Annotated in this window: 21 protein-coding genes; 16 read left to right on the forward strand and 5 right to left on the reverse strand. The window is 57.3% G+C overall.

Going from position 1 to position 20263, the window contains the following annotated elements; all coding sequences use genetic code 11:
* Positions 1 to 110 precede the first annotated feature (110 nt).
* The 7 genes from rnpA to HMPREF2894_RS08805 all read left to right on the forward strand — a co-directional run bounded on the left by rnpA (position 111) and on the right by HMPREF2894_RS08805 (position 6142).
* On the forward strand, positions 111 to 476 hold the full coding sequence (gene rnpA / locus HMPREF2894_RS08775; protein ID WP_049341943.1) for a ribonuclease P protein component: 366 nt from the start codon (positions 111 to 113) through the stop codon (positions 474 to 476).
* Positions 473 to 946, forward strand: a complete 474-nt coding sequence (gene yidD / locus HMPREF2894_RS08780) for a membrane protein insertion efficiency factor YidD (protein WP_049341942.1) — start codon at positions 473 to 475, stop codon at positions 944 to 946. The genes rnpA and yidD overlap by 4 nt, the downstream gene beginning before the upstream one ends.
* Before the next feature lie 51 nt (positions 947 to 997).
* Positions 998 to 1987 carry a membrane protein insertase YidC gene (gene yidC, locus HMPREF2894_RS08785; RefSeq protein WP_012904383.1) on the forward strand — a complete coding sequence of 330 codons (990 nt, stop codon included), beginning with the start codon at positions 998 to 1000 and terminating at the stop codon, positions 1985 to 1987.
* A 111-nt stretch (positions 1988 to 2098) separates the two neighbouring features.
* A complete protein-coding gene (locus tag HMPREF2894_RS08790) occupies positions 2099 to 2665 on the forward strand; it encodes a Jag family protein (RefSeq protein WP_049341941.1) in 567 nt (188 codons plus the stop codon).
* A 1-nt stretch (position 2666) separates the two neighbouring features.
* Positions 2667 to 3308: a 16S rRNA (guanine(527)-N(7))-methyltransferase RsmG gene (gene rsmG / locus HMPREF2894_RS08795; protein WP_080973341.1), complete on the forward strand. Its 642-nt coding sequence runs from the start codon at positions 2667 to 2669 to the stop codon at positions 3306 to 3308.
* A 456-nt stretch (positions 3309 to 3764) separates the two neighbouring features.
* Positions 3765 to 4607: a ParA family protein gene (locus HMPREF2894_RS08800; protein WP_005504078.1), complete on the forward strand. Its 843-nt coding sequence runs from the start codon at positions 3765 to 3767 to the stop codon at positions 4605 to 4607.
* A gap of 236 nt (positions 4608 to 4843) precedes the next feature.
* Positions 4844 to 6142, forward strand: coding sequence for a ParB/RepB/Spo0J family partition protein (locus tag HMPREF2894_RS08805; protein ID WP_070604010.1), 1299 nt, complete (start codon positions 4844 to 4846; stop codon positions 6140 to 6142).
* 112 nt (positions 6143 to 6254) lie between these two features.
* Here the strand turns inward: HMPREF2894_RS08805 and trxA are convergent, their stop codons facing one another.
* The 5 genes from trxA to HMPREF2894_RS08830 form a co-directional block, all read right to left on the reverse strand.
* Positions 6255 to 6581, reverse strand: a complete 327-nt coding sequence (gene trxA, locus HMPREF2894_RS08810) for a thioredoxin (RefSeq protein ID WP_049341939.1) — start codon at positions 6579 to 6581, stop codon at positions 6255 to 6257.
* A 53-nt stretch (positions 6582 to 6634) separates the two neighbouring features.
* Positions 6635 to 7669, reverse strand: coding sequence for a thioredoxin-disulfide reductase (gene trxB / locus HMPREF2894_RS08815; protein ID WP_049341938.1), 1035 nt, complete (start codon positions 7667 to 7669; stop codon positions 6635 to 6637).
* A gap of 246 nt (positions 7670 to 7915) precedes the next feature.
* Positions 7916 to 9106: a serine/threonine protein kinase gene (locus HMPREF2894_RS08820; RefSeq protein WP_246822855.1), complete on the reverse strand. Its 1191-nt coding sequence runs from the start codon at positions 9104 to 9106 to the stop codon at positions 7916 to 7918.
* 196 nt (positions 9107 to 9302) lie between these two features.
* Positions 9303 to 10967 carry a murein biosynthesis integral membrane protein MurJ gene (gene murJ, locus HMPREF2894_RS08825; protein WP_070593512.1) on the reverse strand — a complete coding sequence of 555 codons (1665 nt, stop codon included), beginning with the start codon at positions 10965 to 10967 and terminating at the stop codon, positions 9303 to 9305.
* A gap of 66 nt (positions 10968 to 11033) precedes the next feature.
* The gene (locus tag HMPREF2894_RS08830; protein ID WP_005504058.1) at positions 11034 to 11537 is read right to left on the reverse strand and encodes an NUDIX hydrolase; all 504 of its coding nucleotides are present in this window, start codon (positions 11535 to 11537) and stop codon (positions 11034 to 11036) included.
* A gap of 126 nt (positions 11538 to 11663) precedes the next feature.
* Between HMPREF2894_RS08830 and HMPREF2894_RS08835 the strand changes: the two genes are divergently transcribed.
* From HMPREF2894_RS08835 to dnaB, 9 genes are all read left to right on the forward strand, one after another.
* Positions 11664 to 13088, forward strand: a complete 1425-nt coding sequence (locus HMPREF2894_RS08835; RefSeq protein ID WP_070593511.1) for a CCA tRNA nucleotidyltransferase — start codon at positions 11664 to 11666, stop codon at positions 13086 to 13088.
* 190 nt (positions 13089 to 13278) lie between these two features.
* On the forward strand, positions 13279 to 13584 hold the full coding sequence (gene rpsF / locus HMPREF2894_RS08840; RefSeq protein WP_005504056.1) for a 30S ribosomal protein S6: 306 nt from the start codon (positions 13279 to 13281) through the stop codon (positions 13582 to 13584).
* Between the two features lie 95 nt (positions 13585 to 13679).
* Positions 13680 to 14312 carry a single-stranded DNA-binding protein gene (locus tag HMPREF2894_RS08845; protein ID WP_005504055.1) on the forward strand — a complete coding sequence of 211 codons (633 nt, stop codon included), beginning with the start codon at positions 13680 to 13682 and terminating at the stop codon, positions 14310 to 14312.
* 83 nt (positions 14313 to 14395) lie between these two features.
* Positions 14396 to 14632, forward strand: coding sequence for a 30S ribosomal protein S18 (rpsR, locus tag HMPREF2894_RS08850; protein ID WP_004005948.1), 237 nt, complete (start codon positions 14396 to 14398; stop codon positions 14630 to 14632).
* Positions 14633 to 14652: 20 nt separating this feature from the next.
* Positions 14653 to 15105: a 50S ribosomal protein L9 gene (rplI, locus tag HMPREF2894_RS08855; RefSeq protein ID WP_005504050.1), complete on the forward strand. Its 453-nt coding sequence runs from the start codon at positions 14653 to 14655 to the stop codon at positions 15103 to 15105.
* 241 nt (positions 15106 to 15346) lie between these two features.
* On the forward strand, positions 15347 to 15652 hold the full coding sequence (locus HMPREF2894_RS08860; protein WP_005504046.1) for a hypothetical protein: 306 nt from the start codon (positions 15347 to 15349) through the stop codon (positions 15650 to 15652).
* A 644-nt stretch (positions 15653 to 16296) separates the two neighbouring features.
* The gene (locus HMPREF2894_RS08865) at positions 16297 to 17103 is read left to right on the forward strand and encodes a class I SAM-dependent methyltransferase (RefSeq protein ID WP_049326735.1); all 807 of its coding nucleotides are present in this window, start codon (positions 16297 to 16299) and stop codon (positions 17101 to 17103) included.
* A gap of 324 nt (positions 17104 to 17427) precedes the next feature.
* Entirely contained in the window at positions 17428 to 18444 is a 1017-nt protein-coding gene (locus tag HMPREF2894_RS08870) for a glycosyltransferase (RefSeq protein ID WP_239664195.1), read from the forward strand.
* Positions 18445 to 18549: 105 nt separating this feature from the next.
* Positions 18550 to 19905: a replicative DNA helicase gene (gene dnaB, locus HMPREF2894_RS08875; protein ID WP_005504033.1), complete on the forward strand. Its 1356-nt coding sequence runs from the start codon at positions 18550 to 18552 to the stop codon at positions 19903 to 19905.
* Positions 19906 to 20263: the final 358 nt, after the last annotated feature.

Genomic DNA, 20263 nt, shown 5'->3' on the forward strand with positions numbered 1-20263 from the left:
CCCCGCCGATGCACACGCATCGGCGGGCGAACTATCATTAAGCGTGAAATACACGCGGAGGTCAGCTCACCACATGAGCCGAATCTCCCACACTACGTAAAGGGGAACACGTGCTGCCTCAACGGCACCGTATGCGCACCAGCGCAGAATTCTCCCACGCCTTCCGTTCCGGCATCCGTACAGGACGTCGGAACATCGTTGTATCTACGGCGAAAAATCCTGGAAAAACAACCCAGGTAGGTTTCATTGTGTCGAAGGCGGTGGGCAACGCAGTCACACGCAATCTGGTCAAGCGCCGGTTGCGTGAACTTGCCGCGCTCACCTGCGCCGCGCATCCGGAAGGCTACGCCATTGCTGTGCGAGCGCTTCCCGCCTCCGCGAGCGCCAGCTGGGATCAGCTGCGCCGCGACTACGAATCGGCACTCGAGGCTGCTTTCGCTAAGCTCGACCTGCCTCAGAGCAAGGAGAAGCCGTGAGTCGTTCCCAGCGTGACCGCTGTGAAGAACGCTTCCACGCGCATCACAGTGGCACCTATAGCGCATCTGCCGAGACTCTGGGCCCCGACGAGCTGCTGGCACTAGCGCCTAACGAATTCGTGCGGCCGGAAACTTTCCTGCAGGCTCTCTACGTTCTACCGCAGAACCTGCTGATCGCGTGCATGAAGGCCTACCGCAAGGTCGTGTCCCCCCTCTACGGGGATGTGTGCCGCTACTACCCGACCTGCTCAGCCTACGCTCTGGAGGCGCTGACCACCCACGGTGCGATGGGCGGGCTTTCCCTGACGGTACGCCGTATTCTGCGGTGTGTCCCCTGGGCTACCGGAGGTATCGACCCAGTTCCGGAGGGGAAGCGTACTTTCGTTCCCGGAGCAGAACCGAAAATTATTCTGCTCAACCACCCCCATCTTTACACCCCTCACACCGGTGGTGACGCTCGCCCTGAGTAGGCGGCGCCTCCCACACAATGACTTAGCCGAGTCCTTAAGGAGTATTCCCGCGTGAATATTTTTGATTTGATTCTTTGGCCGTTTAAATGGATCGTCTCCGTGGTCCTGTGGCTGTTCCACACTCTTTTCACCTCGCTGGGCATGGACCCGGCGTCCGGCCTGACTTGGGTTCTGTGCATTATCTTCCTGACCCTGGTGATGCGTACCCTGACCATTCCGCTGTTCGTCAAGCAGATTAAGGCTATGCGCGGTATGACCGCGATGCAGGGCGATATGGCGAAGCTGCAGGAGAAGTACAAGGGTAAGAAGGACCAGCTCTCCCGCCAGGCTATGGCTCAGGAGCAGATGGAAATGTACCGTAAGCACGGTACGAACCCCTTCGCCTCCTGCCTGCCGATTCTGGCGCAGATGCCGATCTTCTTCGGTCTGTACCAGGTGCTGATGAGCGTGCCCACCGCAGCGCAGAATAACCAGGGCGTGCTCATGCTGCCGGCTGAGCTAGTGCATCAGTTCAACGACTCCCAGATTTTCGGTGCTCAGCTCTTCGCGACCATGATGCACCCGGGGGCTGGCGACGCCACCGCGACCGTTGTTCAGGCGGTCATCATGATTGTTCTGATGAGCGCCACCCAGTTCTACATCCAGAAGCAGCTGAGCGTGAAGAACATGTCGGAGGCTGCTCTGAACTCTCCGATGTTCCGTCAGCAGCAGATGATTATGTACATCTTCCCGATCATCTTCGCTGTTTCCGGTATTAACTTCCCCCTTGGTGTGCTGTACTACTGGACCGTCTCGAACCTCTGGTCGCTGGGTCAGCAGTGGTGGGTTATCCGCAACAACCCGACCCCCGGTTCCCAGGCGGAGCGTGAGCTGAACGCCCGCCGTGCGGCGAAGGGCCTGCCCCCGGTGGGTAAGACCCGCGAGCAGCACGAGAAGGACCTGCAGGAGGCGCGTGAGCGTGCCGCAGCCGGTCAGCGCCAGCAGCCGGTGAGTAAGAAGCGCCAGAAGCAGCAGCGCAATAAGCAGAACGGAAAGAAGTAGTTTTCTTCCGTGATTCGGGCCGGGTTCTCGCCACGTGTGGCGCGGGCCCGGCGCCGTGTATGAGATACTTTTTACCCCTAGGACACCCCTCCGAACACCCCGAGGATTATTGTGACTGAAGCTATGGAATATGAGGACGAGCAGCTCGTTGAGGAGCAGCTGGTAGAGGAGCCCCTTGAGGGCGAAGAAGACGATTTTGAGGACATCGACGAGGAAGGCGATATTGCCGCTGACTACCTCGAGGAGCTCCTCGATATTGTTGATATGGACGGCGACATTGATATTGAGGTGCGCAATAACCGCATCTACCTGTCGGTCGTCAATGACGATGATGACAACGAGGAACTGCGCCACCTGGTTGGTCGCCACGGCGAGGTGCTGGAGGCTCTGCAGGAGCTGGTGCGCCTCTCCGTCCTGGCTGGTAACGGCACCCGTTCCCGCCTGATTCTGGATATCGCTGGTTACCGCGCTGAGCGCCGTGAGCAGCTGGAGAAGATCGCTGCTGACGCGATTGAGAAGGTGCGCGCTACCGGTCGTGATGAGCACATGAAGCCGCTGAGCCCGTACGAGCGTAAGGTCGTGCACGATGTGGTGGCTGCTGCTGGCCTGTACAGCGAGTCTGAGGGCGAGGGTCCCCGCCGCCACGTGGTGATTTCTCTTCCCGAGGTAGGAGCCTAGTATGGAGACTTCGATGGTTGCTCTCAATGAGAGCGAGCGCGCCGCAGCGGAGACTGTGTTCGGTGAGCGTCTGCCTCTGGCGGAGCGCTACGTGCAGCACTTGGCGACGACCGGTATTGAGCGCGGTCTGATTGGCCCGCGTGAGGTGCCGCGCCTGTGGGCTCGCCACGTGCTGAACTGTGCCGTGGTGCAGGAGTACATTGCACCGAATGTGTCGGTGGCTGATGTTGGCTCTGGCGCCGGCCTGCCCGGTCTGTGCCTGGCGATTGCCCGCCCGGATTTGAAGCTGACTTTGATTGAGCCTCTGGAGCGCCGCGTGATTTGGCTGAATGAGGTTGTCGAGGATCTAGGCCTGGAGAACGTGACCGTGCTGCGCTCGCGTGCCGAGCAGGCTGTGGGCGCCGTGGAGGCCGATGTGGTGACTGCACGCGCTGTGTCCGCCCTGGTGGGCCTGCTGGACATCACTCTGCCGATTCTGCGCGGCACCGGTGAGCTGCTGGCTCTGAAGGGTCGTAGTGCCGCGGAGGAGATTACCAAGGCGAAGAAGAAGTTGAACCGTTACGGCGCGCGTGAGACTGAGATTCTCACCGCCGGCGGTGACCTGCTGGAAGAGCCGACGACGGTGGTTCGAGTTCGCCTCTAAAGGTTTCGTCTCAAATGGGCGGTACCGCAATGAGCTAGTGAATAGGCTGGCTTACGCGGTGCCGCCCATTTTTGTGCACTGGCTTGCCGGGCGGCGCGCGGCAATTGCATCCGCAGAGTACATAGAATGACCTCTCGCGTGGAGTATTGACCTGATGCCGGGTACCCTTAAGGAAGGATTGAAACCTTAGACTCTTCTACATCAAAGCCTGACGGTTCAGTAAGGGGTACCGAGCCCTTCAGAACCATTCGGGCAGCACCAATGTTTCACGTGAAACATTGCAGACTTCATCACCTCACGGAGTATGTTTCACGTGAAACATGCCGAGATGAGTGGGCGGTGGGGGAGTGGAGGTCGAATCCTCCTCGCGCACGAATACCGCAGAGTATTGCCACACGCGAGGCATCAGACGAAGCATCACCGTAGACACACCACCCGGAATATGGAAGGCACCCGATGACTCCTCAAGCTCAGAAATCTGTTGCAGATTTACTCCCCAAGCCTGTGCATACGCGTGTCTTCACCGTGTCGAACCAGAAGGGTGGCGTGGGTAAAACCAGTACCGCCGTGAACCTCGCAGCCGCGCTCGCGGAGGCTGGACTGAACGTCCTGGTTATCGATAACGACCCGCAGGGTAACGCCTCGACCGCACTGGGCATTGAGCACGGCGTGGATGTTCCCAGCGTCTACAACGTCCTGATTGAGGATAAGCCGCTTTCTGAAATTGTTCAGGAATGCCCCGATATGCCCGGCCTGTTCTGTGCCCCCGCCAATATCGACCTTGCAGGCGCGGAGATTGAACTGGTCTCCCTGGTGGCACGCGAGACTCGCCTCAAGAATGCCCTAATGGATTACACCGAATGGCGCGAGAAGCAGGGTATGGAGCGCCTAGACTATGTCTTCATCGACTGCCCGCCGAGCCTCGGCCTGCTGACTGTCAATGCCTTCGTTGCGGCAGAAGAGATTCTGATTCCGATCCAGTGCGAGTACTACGCTCTGGAAGGTCTGAGCCAGCTGCTGAAGAATATTCAGATGATTCAGAAGCACCTGAACTCCAAGCTGCGCATCAGTACAATCCTGCTGACCATGTACGATGCTCGTACCAACCTGGCATTCCAGGTGGCAGAGGAGGTGCGCGAGCACTTCCCGGAGGAGACTCTGGGGGTCAAGATTCCTCGTTCAGTTCGTATCTCTGAAGCTCCCAGCTATCAGCAGACCGTCATCACCTACGATTCTTCGTCGACTGGCGCTCGCGCCTACCGCGAGGCGGCACAGGAACTCTCGCGCCGATCCGCATAATCTAAATCTTTTGAAATGAGCCCTTTTGGATTGTCTATTGATGATTCAAAAGGGCTCATTTCATGCGGTATTTTCTGAGTGAAACCTAAGAAAACATCCTTAGTGAATTAATTATCAGGAATAATTCGGATGATGTGCCGTGCGGTTTTTACTCCTGCTTTCGAGTGCTTATTTCGTTTACACTAGATAAAGAAGAAAAAATGAGCGGGCTCGTCCGGGAGTCCTAAGGAGTAACGATGGCTGAAAAGCGACGCGGCTTGGGTCGTGGCCTGGGGGCACTGATCCCTCAGAGTACGAAGAATTCTGGTAATGCTGAGGCGAAGGCATCCGAAAAGACTGCGGCAGTAAAGACTGCACCCAAGAAGGTATCTACTCCGATTGAAGAGCCGATAACTGACGGCCTCTTTGAAATGGCTCACGAGGCCAAGCCGGAGAAGCAGCGCAAGAGCACTAAAGCTGAGTCTGTAGAAGCTAAGCCCGCTGAAGCTGCACCCGCTCAGGAAAAGCCTGTTGAAGCTCAGAAGGTAGAGGAGAAGGTCGAAGCTCCCGCCTCCTCGCAGGATGTTTCACGTGAAACATCGAAAAAGAAATCCCGTGTGGACATGGGTGCGGCACTGCGTAATACCACCCTGACTCGCCGCCCGGTGGACTTCTTCTTTGGTGAAGATGTCTCCACCCCGCAGGCCGCTTCCGAAGAGCATGGCGGCCTGGTTCCGGTTCCCGGTGCACAGTTTGCTGAGCTGAACGTTCGCGATATCCACCCGAACCGCAAGCAGCCCCGCACCGACTTTGATGAGCAGGACATGGAAGAGCTCATCCACTCGGTACGTGAGATTGGCGTTCTGCAACCGATCGTCGTGCGTCCCTCGCGCGAAAACGGCACCGAAAAGTATGAGCTGGTCATGGGTGAGCGCCGCTGGCGTGCAACCCAGGCGGCTGGACTGACCACCATCCCGGCGATTGTTCGTGAGACTGAAGACGGCGACCTGCTCCGTGACGCCCTGCTGGAGAACCTGCACCGCAGCCAGCTGAACCCCATTGAAGAGGCGGCGGCATACCAGCAGCTCATGGAGGAGTTCGACACTACTCAGGAGCAGTTGGCTAAGCGTATTGGTCGTTCTCGCCCCCAGATTTCGAATACGATTCGTCTGCTGAAGCTGCCGGCTCTGGTGCAGCGTCGCGTTGCGGCGGGTATTCTCTCCGCGGGTCACGCGCGCGCCCTGCTGGCTCTGACGGACCAGGCTCAGATTGAGACTCTTGCACAGAAGATTGTGAATGAGGGACTGTCGGTTCGCGCAACTGAGGAGCTGGTGAACCATGCATCCGGCGCTGCGGAGGTGAAGGAGCGCAAGGCTCCTCAGCCTCAGAAGCACCGTGAGCGCCTGGATTATATTGCGGAGGCTTTTGCTGACAAGCTCGATACTTCGGTGAAGATTTCGCTGGGTGCTCGCAAGGGTAAGATGACCATCGAATTTGCGAATGTTGAGGATCTGAACCGCATTATCCGCGTTTTAGATTCTGATTTCTCGGGCTAAATTTTCGCATAAAACAATATTTAGCAACTGAAATCAGTTGCATATATGAAAAACCCTCGGTGATGTTTCACGTGAAACATCACCGAGAGTTTTTCTTTAGCTTCTCGAAAGATTAGCCCAGGTGCTCGGAGAACTCGGCCAGTAGAGCAGGCTTCGTCTTAGCGCCTACGGTCTTCTTGACGACCTCGCCACCCTTGAAAAGGTAGATGGCGGGAATAGAGGTGATGCCGTACTTCATGGCGGTATCGCCACTTGCTTCAACATCCACCTTGACCACGTCGACCTGACCGGCGTACTCGCCAGCGATCTCGTCAATCACGGGACCAACCATGCGGCAGGGGCCGCACCATTCAGCCCAGAAGTCCACGATAACGGGCTTGTCGTTCTTCAGAACCAGTTCGTCAAAAGTGGCATCAGTTGCCTGCTGTGCACTGCTCATGGAGTGCTCCTTTCTGACACGGGGTGGATTCCCCTGCGAGTAATACGAATAGTTTAGAGGTTTTCGAGGTAGTGCTGCGCGTCCAGAGCGGCAACAGCACCGGAACCGGCAGCAATAATTGCCTGGCGGTAGGTCGGGTCAATCACGTCACCGGCAGCGAAAACGCCGGGAACGGAAGTCTTCGAGGAACGACCCTGAACCGCGATGGTGTGGTTCTCGGTAATCTCCAGCTGGTCACGTACCAGTTCCACGCGAGGATCGGAGCCAATAGCGATGAACAGACCCTGAACAGCCAGCTGGCGCTCAGAACCGTCCTTGGTGTTGGTCAGGGTGATCGACTCGAGGTTGCTCTCGCCGTGAACGGCGGTGACAGCCGAGTCCCAGACAACCTCAATCTTCGGGTTGTTGAACACGCGGGTCTGCATGATTTCCGAAGCGCGGAAAGAATCGCGGCGGTGCACCAGGTACACCTTGGATGCGAAGGTCGTCAGGAACAGTGCCTCCTCCAGCGCGGAGTCGCCACCGCCGACCACTGCGATTTCCTTGTCCTTGAAGAAGAAGCCATCGCAGGTTGCGCACCAGGAGACGCCGTAACCGGAGAGTCGGTCTTCGCCCTCGATGTTGAGCTTACGGACCTGAGAACCGGTGGTCATGATGACGGTCTTTGCCAGGTGAACGGCGCCGTCAGCGGTGTAGACCTTCTTCACGTCGCCGGTGAGTTCAACCTTCTCTACGTCCTGGTAGCGGATGTCAGTGCCGAAACGCTCAGCCTGCTGGCCGATGTTCTCCATCAGCTCGGGGCCCTGGATGCCCTGAATGAATCCGGGGAAGTTCTCGACCTCGGTGGTGTTCATGAGGGAGCCGCCGGGCGCCAGGGAGCTGGCGAAGAGGACAGGCTTCAACTCGGCGCGTGCCGCGTAGATTGCCGCGGTGTAACCAGCGGGGCCGGAGCCCACAATAATGACGTTGTGGACGGTTGCGTCGGCCTCAACCTCGGCTGCCGGTGCCGCCTTGGTGGCGGGTGCGGAAGCGAGGTTCAGATTGCCCAGGGCGGAGCCTCCGAAGAGGCCTCCCAGATTCTCAGTCATCAGATATATCTTTCCGTTGTAGGTCTTTCGTTCTGTCCTTATAACAGAGCTTTATCCTCGATTATTCCATTTTTTGGGGACCCTTATCCAGATACTCCGCGCACTGTGAATCTTTGAGTAGCGACCCTGCCATAAAGAGTCATAAATGAACATCAAAAAGGGCGGGGCTTCCGAATCGTTGAGTTCAGAAGTCCCGCCCTTGTGTCTGGGGTGCGAGCGCCCTGTCGGCGTCACGTTATGAGTTGATTAGTCCACCTTGATTTCGTTGATGCGCAGACCGTAATTCCACGTTCCAATCGGCAGGGAGAGGCGAGGCAGCTCGTTGACCACGATGATCACGTAGGCGCCCTTTTCCGCGCTCTGCTTGGAGGTGTCCAGGGTGACGACCGCGTCCTTGCCTTCGAAGGTGCCCTTGCCGACCTCAACCGCACCGTCCAGGGATGCAGAGCTGTTGGTGTAGACGGTGAAGGAGCCGCCGGTGCCGGTGTTCTGCTGAATGGTCAACTTGGAGACGACGGTGGGGGTCTGCAGCTTCAGTGCCAGGCCGAATTCCTTGATGGTGCCGGCGTAGTTGGCGGTGCCGAAGCCGTAGCTGATCCATGCGGTGTTGGCGTTACCGTCGGTCAGGTTCGGGATGAGGGTGTCCATGTCGTTCATGAACGTGGGGTTCGAGGGCACGAAGCGAGCCACGGACGCGATCTTCGCCGGTGCGTTCGATGCCTTAGCGGTCGGGGATGCCGATGCGCTGGCGTTTGCCGCAGCCGATTCGGAGGCGGACATAGAGGACTTGGGGGTGTGCGGTGCGGCTGCCTGGTTGGAGCCGATTGCGCCCAGGGAGGTGAGGATACCGCCTGCGACGATGACGAGCAGCAGGACTGCTGCCAGGGCGACGGCCCAGGTGCCGCGGCTGCCGTCTTCTTCGTCTTCGTCATCCTCGTAGATGCTGGTGGGTTCGGAGTACGCGGTGACGGCTGCGCTGTCGGATGCGTTCCAGTTCTTGGCAGCGGTGATGCTCTCCTGGTTGGCGCTGGAAGCAGAGACCTTCTCGTAGGTGTTGGGGGAGCTGCCGCTTTCGGAGTCGCCGAAGATTTCGGTGCCCAGCGCGTCTTCTGCGTTGGAGAGTGCGTGGTTTTCGACCAGCAGGGTGTCCAGCAGGGTGTCGGGGCGGGTGTGGGAGGTGACGAGGTAGCGGCTACCTTCGGGGGTGATGCCCAGGTCGAGAATCTGGATGTTGCCGCGTGCGTTGGTTGCGAGCGCGCGGGAGTTTGCTTCCAGCAGTGCGCTGCGGCTGGGCGATGCGACGACGACCGAGACCTTACGGTTGAGAATCTGGTCGGTGCCTTCAAGCACCATGTCGGATTCTGCCGTAATGATGATGTGTGCGGTGATCTCGTAGCGGCCTCCGAGGACCGATCCGACCGGAATCTGTTGCGACAACGTGTTCTCCCGAGGTGGTTTCATAGTGCCTGCCGTGTGGCGGGCCCTGACTATTAGATTCTACCCGGCATTGAAGGATGCTGGGGCTGAGTGATAGTTTGTGGCGTCCGGGTGGTTGCCTGTGTCCTCTGCGGGCCCCGGCGTGGGGTGAGGTGGGTGCACGGGCAGCTACCCGGGTTGGGCGTTGTGTGCTGCTTTAGCGGCGGGCAAAACGCTCAAGTTTGGAGGTGAGGGGCGCCAGTAGTGCGTTGGCTTCCTTGACGCGGAAGATCTGTATGCCGGCGAGGTATGCCAGGCCCATGACGGTGCCGCATACGGCGAGGGTGATGATTGCGGTGAGCTTGGAGGCCCAGGCGAATCCGTCGAGCTGGTAGCCGCCGAGCAGCCAGAGCGCGATGGCTGCGATTCCGCCGGCGAAGAGGGACGCGAGGGTGGTGCGGGCGTAGGTGCTGACGATGCCGCGCTGGCCGTAGTAGCCGAGGCGGCGGCGGACCATGTGGTGGCTGATGAACAGGATCAGGATGTTGTGCACCGGGTAGATGAAGGCGAGCATATACACGGTGTACTGTGCGTCGAGCAGGGACGCTGCGAAGCTCATGATGACCATGATGATGGCGGAGTACACCTGGATGCGGAAGGGGGTGCGTGCGTCTTCGCGGGCGTAGAGCACGCGGCTGTAGAGGTAGTTGATGGTGAGGGTGGGGGTGCCGAGCGCGGTGATGACGATGAGCTTGGCGATGATGGTTGCTGCGATGGGGTCGCCGCCGCTGAAGAGCACGGCGACGGGGCCTGCGAGTACCATGAGTGCGACCATGCAGAAGACGGTGGCTACTGCTGCGTTGCGTAGGCCGTGGGAGAGTGCGTAGATGACGCTGTCGCTGTCGTCGGCGATGGCGGAGGCGCTCATGCGGTTGAAGAGCACGGTGGCGATGGAGATGCCGATGACGCCGTGTGGGAGCATGTACAGCATGGAGGCGTAGTTGAGTGCCTGCAGGCCGGGGATTTGGATGCCGAGGGCGGCGTAGTGTTCGCGCTGACCGACGATGCCTGCGGCGACCTTGGTCATGTAGAGGAATGCGAGGTTGGAGATGATGCCGGAGGCGAGGGTCCAGGCGGCGAGCTTGGAAGCTGCGCGCAGGCCGATGCCTCGCCACGCGAAGTCGGGCTTGAGGCGCAGGCCGAGCTTGCGTAGGGGGATGAACAGGACGAGCGCCTGCATGATGACGCCGAAGGTGGAGGAGCCTGCGAGCACGAGGGTCTGTGCGTTGGTCCAGTTGTCTACGGTGTGAATCGGGTTGGGGTTGGGGGTTTGTGCGCCGAAGAGGAAGATGAACAGGATCAGCGACAGGATGGTGATGACGTTGTTGAGTACGGGCGACCACATGTAGGCGCCGAATGCGTCTTTGGCGTTGAGGACCTGTCCGATGACGGTGTAGAGGCCGTAGAAGAAGATTTGGGGTAGGCACCAGAGGGAGAAGATGAAGCCGAGCTGCCGTTGTTCGGGGCTCCATCCTGAGCCCATAATGCTGATGATGGGCCAGGCGCAGGCGACAGTGATAATGGTGATGAGGCCGATTGCGGTGACGGTGAGGGTGACGAGTTTGGAGATATATCGTGCGCCGCCGTCTTGTGCTTTGGCCGCCTTGATGATTTGGGGTACGAGGACTGCGTTGAACACGCCGCCTGCTACTAGGACGTAGATGAGGTTGGGTAGGGTGTTGGCGGTTTCGAAGACGTCGCCGACGGTTGAGAGTGAGCCGATGGCTACGGTGAGCAGGATGGTCTTGACGAATCCGAGGATGCGCGAGACGAGGGTGCCTGCTGCCATGATTGCGCTTGAGCGGGCGTCGTTACGTGCCACGTATGTCTCTCCTGTTTCGGCGGGTGATTGCTTCTTTTAGTTTTTGGGGCTCTATTTAACGGGTGTTTAGAGCTGGGTGGTGATGTATTCGCGCGCGCTGCGGGCGATGTGTTGCTCGTTGGCGAATGAGAGGCGGGTGGGGAGCTCTTCGAGGGGGACCCATGCGACGTCGATTGCTTCGTGGTCGGGGTCGTTGTCGATGCTCAGTTCGCCGCCGGTTGCTGCGAAGAGGTAGTGGTGCACGGTTTTGTGGATGCGCGTGCCGTTGGAGGTGAACCAGTAGGCGATGGTGCCGAGGGAGGCTACGGGGTAGCCGGTGATTCCGGTTTCTTCGCTGATTTCGCGTTGTGCGGCTTCGACGGTGGTTTCTCCGTGTTCGATGTGGCCTTTGGGTAGGCACCATTCGCGTTGTCCGTTGCGGTTGATGCGGGCGATGATGGCTACGGGTAGCTGTTCGGGTCGGTCGAAGTCGATGATGAGCCCGCCTGCGGAGACTTCTTCGGGGGCGGGTACCGCTCGCGCGGGCGCGGTGAAGCGCGTTTTGGGGGCGCGGGGTACGGGAATGCTCATGGTTCTACCTTAACCGATAGGCTGAGGTTTTGGTGCCTCGGTTTGGGGTGAGATAGCTGTCTTTGGTGGGGTGTTGTGGGTGTGGGGTGGGCGTGTGGGTGGTTTTTCTGGCACGATTAAAGGATTATGTCGCTGATTATTGATGTTGTGTCGAAGTACCCGGATGCCGCCGAGCTGGGAGAACTGTACCGTGCGGCGGGTTTTGAGCTGTACTTGGTGGGCGGTATTGTCCGCGACAATCTGCTGGATGATGGCGGCCATTTCACTGATTTTGATTTGACGACGGATGCTACTCCGGAGCAGAGCGAGCAGATTCTGCGTGGGTGGGGTGAGCATACGTGGGATATCGGCAAGGAGTACGGCACGATTAGTGCGCGGAAGAATGGCGTGGTGTATGAGGTGACCACGTACCGTGCTGAGGTGTATGTTTCGGATTCGCGTAAGCCGACGGTGGAGTTCGGCACGGATTTGAGCGCCGATTTGGTGCGTCGTGATTTCACGATTAATGCGATGGCGGCGGCTTTGCCCAGTGGTGAGGTTGTTGACTTGTTTGGTGGCGTTGAGGATTTGCGTGCGGGTGTTTTGCGTACTCCGCGCTCGCCGGAGGAGTCTTTTTCTGAGGATCCGCTGCGTATGATGCGTGCGGCTCGTTTTGCTGCGCGTTTTAATCTTGAGGTTGCCCCGGAGGTTTTCGAGGCGATGCGTGAGATGGCTGGCCGTATTGAGATTATTTCGGCTGAGCGTGTGCGTGATGAGCTGGTGAAGCTGATTGAGGCGGATTATCCGCGGGTGGGTTTGAACCTGCTGGTGGATACGGGTTTGGCGGATTATGTGTTGCCGGAGCTTCCTGCGTTGCGTATGGAGATGGATCCTGCGCATCACCATAAGGATGTGTATGCGCATTCGTTGAAGGTGATGGAGCAGGCGATGGAGAAGGAGACGGACGAGGATGGCCCGTGCCCGGCTCCTGATTTTATTCTGCGTTTTGCGGCGTTGATGCACGATATTGGTAAGCCGAAGACTCGTAAGTTTGAGAAGGACGGCTCCGTCTCGTTCCTGCACCATGAGGTGGTGGGCGCGAAGATGGTGAAGAAGCGTATGCGTGCGCTGCGTTTTGATAATGACACGATTAAGGCTGTGGCTCGTCTGGTGGAGCTGCATATGCGGTTCTATGGTTACCGTGAGTCGGGTTGGACTGATTCTGCGGTGCGCCGCTATGTGCGTGATGCGGGCGATCAGCTGGAGCGTCTGCATCGTGTGTCGCGTTCTGATGTGACGACTCGTAATCGTCGTCTGTCGCGCTCGCTGGCTGAGGCGTATGACGATTTGGAGCGTCGTATTGCTGAGTTGGCTGCTCAGGAGGAGCTGGATTCGATCCGTCCGGATCTGGATGGCGGTCAGATTATGCAGATTCTTGGTATTGCGCCGGGCCCGGTGGTGGGTGAGGCGTATAAGTTCTTGTTGAATTTGCGTCTGGATGAGGGTTCGCTTCCTGAGGAGGAGGCGAAGGCTCGTCTGGTGCAGTGGTGGGAGCAGCGTCAGAAAGCGTAGCTTCTGCGGTTTTCGGTACCGCATCGCATGGTTGAGGTCACGCGGTGCGGTACTGTTCTATCTGCTTTTTCTCGTGTATTGTTAAGAAATCTATGCGTGTTCCCCACCCGGTGTGCTTCACGTGTAGAGCACAATGAATCTCCTGCTATGGAAATCCCATAGCCGTTTAGCCCAAAGGAGGGGTTTAATCATGCGTGCATATGAACTGATGGTTATCCTCAGCCCCGAGGTTGAGGACCGTGCGGTTGAGCCGTCGCTGTCCAAGTTCCTCGAGATCGTGACCAACGAGGGTGGTTCCGTCGACAACGTCGATATCTGGGGCCGTCGTCGCCTGGCATACGAGATCCAGAAGAAGTCTGAGGGTATCTACGCAGTGGTGAACTTCACCTCTACCCCCGAGACCGCAGCTGAGCTCGATCGTGTTCTGAACCTGAACGAGTCCGTCATGCGTACCAAGATCATCCGCCCGGAGGATCAGAAGATCTCCAGCAAGTAGTTGTTTCTTGCCGGTCGGCTGACCCCCTAAAAATGTCAGGGGGTTGCGCTGTACTGGATTCAACATACTTGTAACTCTTATCGAGGAGGCATCAAATGGCAGGCGATACCGTTATTACCGTTATTGGTAATCTGACTGGCGATCCGGAGCTTCGTTACACCCCTGCGGGTGCGGCGGTTGCTAATTTCACGATCGCATCGACTCCGCGTACTTTTAACCGCCAGACGAACCAGTGGGAGGATGGGGAGACCCTGTTCCTGCGTGCGTCGGTGTGGCGTGGTTACGCTGAGAATGTTGCAGAGACTCTGAAGAAGGGTACTCAGGTTATCGCGCAGGGCCGTCTGAAGTCTCGCTCGTACGAGACCAAGGAAGGCGAGCGTCGTACTTCGTTTGAGCTTGAGGTCGAGGAGATCGGCCCGACTCTGCGTTTTGCTACTGCTCAGGTGACTCGCGCACAGCGTTCTGCCGGAGGTAATAACTTCGGTGGCGGTGCACAGGGTGGCTTTGGTGGTGGCGCTGGGTACAACGCTGCTGCTCAGGGCGGTTTCTCCGCTCCTCAGCAGAACAATTTTGCTGCTGCTCAGGGTAATGGTTACTCTGGCCAGTCTGGCTACTCCGCTCCGGCTGCTCCGGCGGCCCCCGCAGCTCCTGCTGCTGATCCGTGGAGTTCTCAGTCTGGTGGTAACTATGACTGGGGTAGCGGCGCCGACGACGAACCTCCGTTCTAAGCCGGTTTCGTTTTCCGAATAGTAATTTATCAATCCATCCCGCGGTTATCCGCCGCGGGCTCCCAACTCTAAGGAGCACCACGATGGCTAAGGCTGAAATCCGTAAGCCCAAACCCAAGCAGAACCCCCTCAAGGCTGCTGACGTCACCGTTATCGACTACAAGGACGTCGCACTTCTGCGCAAGTTCATCTCCGACCGCGGCAAGATCCGCGCTCGCCGCGTGACTGGCGTGACCGTTCAGGAGCAGCGCAAGATCGCTCAGGCTATTAAGAACGCCCGCGAAGTTGCACTGCTGCCCTACTCCGGCGCTGGCCGCTAAAGAGAAGGAGAGACAGTAACATGGCTAAGATCATTCTGACTCAGGAAGTTTCCGGCCTCGGTGCAGCTGGCGATGTTGTCACCGTTAAGGACGGTTACGCACGTAACTACCTGCTGCCCCGCGGCTTCGCCGTGACCTGGACCCAGGGTGGCGAGAAGCAGGTTGAGTCCATCCGCGCCGCTCGTGCGGCTCGTGCTAAGGCTTCTCTGGAAGAGGCTCAGGCAATTGCTGCGTCCCTGGCTGCTAAGCCGGTTGTCGTTGCACACAAGGCTGGCGCTGACGGCCGCCTGTTCGGTACCGTCAAGGCTGAGGCTATTGCTGAGGCTATTGAGGCTGCTGGCATTGGCTCCGTTGACAAGCGCACCATCCACCTGGGTTCCGCTATCAAGCGCACCGGTGAGTACAAGGTGACTGTCCGCCTGCACGCTGACGTTGTCGCTAACGTTGTCCTGGACGTCGTTGCTGCTGCGTAAGTAGATTTTTAGATATTTGACGCTGGTGCTTTGATGCTGCGGCGTTGAGTGTCGGACGGGGTGTCCCTCTTCGTGAGGGGCACCCCGTTTGTTGTACCCATAGCTGTGCCCGCTCCGGTGCATGTTTCACGTGAAACATTGTTTTTGAGAGGTTGAGAATAGGGGTAGGGTAGTAGAAGGATTGGTGGCTAGAGCGGTTGCGGCTGCGAAGTACGCCAATTGACCCCGTAGACTGGTAGACATGGCTCGATCTTTTTCACGTTTGTCTTCTAGCGCGCAGCTTCTGTCCACGGGTGTGGTGTTGGAGTGCATCAATTTGCTGCTGTGCGCTCTAGCGGTTATCCCATTTGCGGACGCGAATGTCGCTACTGCTCTTCTGCTTCTTTTGCTGGTGGTTGGCGGCCTTGCGTCCAGTGTTGCGCTGGTGTGCGCGCTGGTGGGTCTGGTGAAGTTCCGTCAGTACCGCGTGGCTAATATTTGCTTGGCGGTTATTTCTGTAGCGGTTAACCCGTTGGTGCTGCTGGGTCTGTATATGGCGGCTTATTAGCCCGGTTTAGAGTCCGCGAACTGCACAATATCAAAGCTCTCAGGGTTCTGTTGGTTTTCTCCCAGCTTGTTTCCAGCGAAATTCAATCCTCCCATAAGGTTGGGGGTGTTTACTATAAGTGTTGGTTCGAGAGGACTGCGATGTGAATGTGTGTGTTTCGTGTAGCGGGGTCGCCCGCTAGCGAAAGAAGGATGGCAAGGCAAAAGCGCCTTGCCTTTCTTCTTTTAACGCGACGTGTAGTTTCCGCGTGAAATCCGGGGTGCTGCACCTCGATTTTGAAGAAAAATCTATTCCCAGCTTTCTTACAGCTTTAACCTACAGGGAATAAAGGTTTACGCGTAATACTTTATATAGATGGTTCGAGAGGACCATCAGAAAGTTGGACTTTCCTTGCGGAAGTGGCTCTGATTTTCGTATGTATGTGTGTGTGATGAGACTGGGGTTGGACCGAGAGGTTCAGCTCCAGTTTCTGTTTAATCTCTAGGGTGTGTGGCAAGGATGGCTGTAGTGGTGTTGCGGCATGCTGTAACAAAGGGCAACCACACTTCTATATAACGTCACATTTCCTTTCTTGGGGTGGCGGGTCTAGAATTGGGAAAGATAAATTTTGCATATTAAATACAAGTATTGAGGAGTTGTCTTCCGTGTCTAAGACCCCTTCCGTTCCCGGTACCGACCGCCCCGCCGAAAAGGCAGCAGGTCACTGGCTGCTGGCTCAGCTGGGCAAGAAGGTTCTGCGCCCCGGCGGCCGCGAGACCACCAACTGGCTGCTGGCTCGTGCTCTGGGCGGCGACATTGACGTCGTGGAGTTTGCGCCGGGCCTGGGTATTACCGCCCTGGAGATTGTGAAGCGTTCCCCCAAGAGCTATACCGGTGTGGATCTTGACCCCAAGGCTGCTGAAATCGTGACCGAGCGTATTGGCGCATCGACTAAGCCGAACTACCGTGTGGTGAACGCTAGCGCTCAGGAGACCGGTCTGCCTTCGGAAAGTTACGATGCCGTGGTGGGCGAGGCGATGCTGACCATGCAGACCGATAAGCACAAGCTGGAGATTATGCGTGAGGCGGCTCGTCTGCTGCGTCCGGGCGGTTACTACGCTATTCACGAGATGTCGCTGGTTCCCGATTACCTGCGTCCTGAGCTGAAGGAAGAGATTCAGAAGGATTTGGCGCGCACGATCCGTGTGAATGCCCGCCCGCTGACTGTTGCCGAGTGGACTGCCCTGGCGGAAGAGGCTGGCTTTGAGGTGCTGGATGTGTACCAGACCGATATGGCTCTGCTGGAGCCGAAGCGTTTGCTGGCTGATGAGGGTCCCGCTGGCGTTGCGAAGATTGCGTTCAATCTGGCGCGTAAGCCGCAGATTCGTGAGCGTGTGCTGGGTATGCGCGGTGTGTTCCGCCGCCACGCGGACCACATTGGCGCTATCGGTCTGATTCTGCGTAAGAAGTAAGACAGAATCACACCGCAAAGCTTATACAGCGAAACGGAGCCCCAGTATTCCTCTCTATCCGAGGGAATACTGGGGCTCCGTTTTACACTGGTGAGGTTATGAGTCGCAGATTCGGCTCAGTCACGTGTGCGCCTACCGGAGTTTGTTATGAGCCGTATTCTTTTCTCTCCCGAAAGCTTCAATATGGGTGAAACCACGCGCTGTATTGAGATAGCGCGTGTGGCTCGGGAGCGAGGTCATACGGTCTTGTTCCATGTGTATTCCCCTAAGTACTTGGGACTGCTGGAAAATGCGGGGCTTCCTGTGCATCTTCGCGAGCCAATTATGAGCGATGCTGAGGCGGAGCAGATTATGGCGCTGGATCAGGGTAGGGGAGTGCGGCATCCTTTCACGACCGATATGGTGCGTCGGCGGGTCAACGCTGAGCTTGAGGCTATTCGTGACTTTAGCGCGGATGCTGTGGTGATTGGTTCTAATCTGACGATGCTGCTGTCTGCGCGTATTGCGGGTGTCCCTATTTTCTATGCGCGCCCGTACGCTTACTCGTCGACGTATTTTTCGAAGAAACCTGTAGGTGGCGAGCTTGCGGCACCGGGGTGGTTGCGTGCGGTGGCGCGAGTGATGTCGTATAAGCCGACTTCTTTCACCCGTGTGGCACGTGAGCATGGGCTGAGGCTTCCTCGCCGTACTGTGGATATGCTCAGCGCCGATGTGAATCTTATCTGTTCTCTGTTTACGCAGCTGCGTGGGGATTCTTTGGTAGAACCCGATGTTAGTGTGGGTCCTATTTATTACCGTGCGCCCGGTGAACTGCCGCAGATTGTTCGCGAGCCCAGGGAGCGGCCACTGATTTACGTGGGAATGGGCTCATCTGGCTCCGCAGATATTTTGGTGCAGGTGCTGCAGCAGTTGTCAGCCGCTCCGGTGGATGTGCTGGTCGGCGGCGGGGTGCAGCTCTCGGATACCAGCATGCTGGGCAGCAATATCCATTTCGCTGGGACTGTTCCGGCGCATCTGCTTGCCAGCCATATTGATGCCTCGATGACCCACGGCGGTGAGGGGACGGTACAGACGGCGTGCCTGGCGGGTGTGCCGTTTGCCGGTATTGCGATGCAGGCTGAGCAAAGCTGGAATATTGAGGAGTGCGTGCGCTACGGTAACGCCCTGCGCTTTACGAAGAATGATGTGCGCCGCGGCAATGTGCGCGATATTCTGGGCCGTCTGCTCAGCGATGAGGGCATGCGCGCTAGGGCACGGCAGCTGGGTGAGGCAATGCGCACTATGGATGGTGCGGCGCTCGCCGTTGAGAAGATTGAGGATTATCTGCGCGCGGCCCATTAGGCGTGTATGTATTTCGCGTGTGCCTTCGTGAGAAACTAGCATAGGAGTTCTGCAGAAATTGTTTCTGGAACGTCGTAGATATCGGATTGAAACGCGAGGATAAGCATGTCTGAAACTGCCATTGATTATGGTTCCCGCACTATGCCCCATGATGATGTGGCTGAGCAGTCGGTGCTCGGTGGCATGCTGCTGTCGAAGGACGCTATTGCGGATGTGGTTGAGAGCCTGCGTGCCTCTGATTTCTATAAGCCGGCGCACGAGACGATTTATGAGGCGATTCTTTCTCTCTATGGTCACGGCAGCCCTGCGGATGCGATTACGGTTGCTGATGAGCTGAAGAAGCGCGGCGAGCTGACTCGTGTGGGCGGCGCGTCCTATATTCATACGCTGATTGCGTCGGTTCCGACTGCTGCTAACGCTCAGTATTACGCTGAGATTGTTAAGGAGCACGCGATTATGCGCCGCCTGATTGAGGCGGGTACGAAGATCGCTCAGCTGGGTTACGCCAATGAGACTGAGGTCGATACTTTGGTGGATCAGGCGCAGGCTGAGATTTATGCGGTGACTGATGGTAACGCGAAGGAAGACTATGTGTCTTTCTCTGAGGCGTTGGAGGAGACCATCAATGAGATTGATGCGAACTCGAACCGCCCGGATGGCGTGTACGGTGTGCCGACTGACTTTATTGAGTTTGATGAGCTGACCGGTGGTCTGCATGGCGGCCAGATGATTGTTATTGCGGCTCGTCCGGGTGTGGGTAAGTCAACTCTGGCTCTTGATATTGCTCGTTCGGCGGCTATTCATCATCAGATGACGACTGTGTTTTTCTCGCTGGAGATGAGTCGTACTGAGTTGGCGATGCGTATTCTCTCTGCGGAGGGCAAGATTTCGATGGGTCGTCTGAAGAAGGGTGACCTGGATACTGAGGGCTGGACGAACCTGGCGACTCTGCAGGGGCGTATTGATTCTGCTCCTCTCTTTATTGATGATTCGCCGAATATGACTCTGATGGAGATTCGTGCGAAGTGCCGTCGTCTCAAGCAGCGTAATGATTTGAAGCTTGTGGTGCTGGACTACCTGCAGCTGATGAGTTCGGGTAAGAAGGTTGAGTCGCGTCAGCAGGAGGTTTCGGAGTTCTCTCGTAGCCTGAAGCTGTTGGCTAAGGAGCTGGATGTTCCGGTGATTGCGCTGTCTCAGCTGAACCGTGGTTCGGAGCAGCGTACTGATAAGCGTCCGATGGTTTCGGATCTGCGTGAGTCGGGTTCTATTGAGCAGGATGCGGATATGGTGATTCTGCTGCATCGTGAGGATATGTATAACCCGGATAGTGAGCGCGTGGGTGAGGCGGACATGATTATTGCTAAGCACCGTGGTGGTCCGACTCGTACTATCCCGTTGGCGTTTAGCGGTAAGTATTCGCGCTTCAACAATATGGCGAATGAGGCGCCTCCCCAGTACTAATCAGCTCAGCACTCTGTAGCTGCACCCCTCTTCTTCTATTCATTACAGGATGGAAGGGGAGGGGCTTTTTCGCATCTATAGGTATGGGTACCCAAATGCAGAGTTAGGAATCGTGCAGGGTTAGGAATCAAGCGCAGGGTATGGGAATAGGGGCTGCGGAGGGGGTTCTAGAGGGCATTCTGTGAGGGTTTGAGTGGTTTCTTCTGCGTTTATAAGGTTTTTTGGAAGTTTTTTAAAGATTTTTTAGCACCCATAAAACGCACTGACTAGGTAGTTTGGTGTTTGTGAGGGTGTTTGAGACCCTTTCAAGGTCCTTTTTGTGGTCTACTTCACCCATTTTCGGGTTGCAGGGGCGTTT

The sequence above is a fragment of the Rothia sp. HMSC066G02 genome (genome assembly GCF_001813145.1).
GTDB lineage: Bacteria > Actinomycetota > Actinomycetes > Actinomycetales > Micrococcaceae > Rothia.

Excerpts from the sequence above, each read along its gene's own strand:
- rsmG (WP_080973341.1), top strand. The coding sequence starts at position 2,667 with ATGGAGACTTCGATGGTTGCTCTCAATGAGAGCGAGCGCGCCGCAGCG.
- HMPREF2894_RS08800 (WP_005504078.1), top strand. The coding sequence starts at position 3,765 with ATGACTCCTCAAGCTCAGAAATCTGTTGCAGATTTACTCCCCAAGCCT.
- HMPREF2894_RS08805 (WP_070604010.1), top strand. The coding sequence starts at position 4,844 with ATGGCTGAAAAGCGACGCGGCTTGGGTCGTGGCCTGGGGGCACTGATC.
- trxA (WP_049341939.1), bottom strand. The coding sequence starts at position 6,581 with ATGAGCAGTGCACAGCAGGCAACTGATGCCACTTTTGACGAACTGGTT.
- trxB (WP_049341938.1), bottom strand. The coding sequence starts at position 7,669 with ATGACTGAGAATCTGGGAGGCCTCTTCGGAGGCTCCGCCCTGGGCAAT.
- HMPREF2894_RS08830 (WP_005504058.1), bottom strand. The coding sequence starts at position 11,537 with ATGAGCATTCCCGTACCCCGCGCCCCCAAAACGCGCTTCACCGCGCCC.
- HMPREF2894_RS08835 (WP_070593511.1), top strand. The coding sequence starts at position 11,664 with ATGTCGCTGATTATTGATGTTGTGTCGAAGTACCCGGATGCCGCCGAG.
- rpsF (WP_005504056.1), top strand. The coding sequence starts at position 13,279 with ATGCGTGCATATGAACTGATGGTTATCCTCAGCCCCGAGGTTGAGGAC.
- HMPREF2894_RS08845 (WP_005504055.1), top strand. The coding sequence starts at position 13,680 with ATGGCAGGCGATACCGTTATTACCGTTATTGGTAATCTGACTGGCGAT.
- rpsR (WP_004005948.1), top strand. The coding sequence starts at position 14,396 with ATGGCTAAGGCTGAAATCCGTAAGCCCAAACCCAAGCAGAACCCCCTC.
- rplI (WP_005504050.1), top strand. The coding sequence starts at position 14,653 with ATGGCTAAGATCATTCTGACTCAGGAAGTTTCCGGCCTCGGTGCAGCT.
- HMPREF2894_RS08860 (WP_005504046.1), top strand. The coding sequence starts at position 15,347 with ATGGCTCGATCTTTTTCACGTTTGTCTTCTAGCGCGCAGCTTCTGTCC.
- HMPREF2894_RS08870 (WP_239664195.1), top strand. The coding sequence starts at position 17,428 with ATGAGCGATGCTGAGGCGGAGCAGATTATGGCGCTGGATCAGGGTAGG.
- dnaB (WP_005504033.1), top strand. The coding sequence starts at position 18,550 with ATGTCTGAAACTGCCATTGATTATGGTTCCCGCACTATGCCCCATGAT.